A 444-nucleotide genomic window follows, 5' to 3' on the forward strand; every position below is an offset into this window, starting at 1 on the left:
CGCCAATGTAGTTATCAAGCTTGTGTTTATTATGCATCAGCTGATTAAATAACTGGTCATCTCTTATTTGTCCTATGTTGCTATCAACAGAGAGTTGAAACAGCGTTGCTTGCATTCCGCTGAAGCTGTGTTGCTCAGGTTGATTAAACGCAGTTTGTAAAGTCAGCGTCGAGACAGCTTTGATCTTACTAAGGCTAAATAATTGATATGCCTTGAATAGCGCAATTAATAATGCAAAACATGCAAATAAAATAATAGGGATTGCCCATAAGCCACCTTTTTCAAGATGTTCAACTGCACCTTCTTGTTGCGCTTGACTGGCAACTAAGCGGGTTAAACTTGGATCAAATGTTAAAGAAGCTGCGACCTTAGCTGAGTTTGTATTTACTTGTGAGTAAGCAATATCAAATGGGTTATTCTCATCACTTGATTGAACTATAGCTA

1 protein-coding gene is annotated in these 444 nt (G+C 38.1%); it reads right to left on the reverse strand.

Features of this window, described 5'->3' with window-relative positions; translation table 11 throughout:
* The coding region (locus HR9077_RS00005) for a hypothetical protein (protein ID WP_210725809.1) at window positions 1-444 on the reverse strand (444 nt) is incomplete at both ends.

Source organism: Modicisalibacter radicis (assembly GCF_900961225.1).
In the GTDB taxonomy this organism is placed as follows: Bacteria; Pseudomonadota; Gammaproteobacteria; order Pseudomonadales; family Halomonadaceae; genus Modicisalibacter.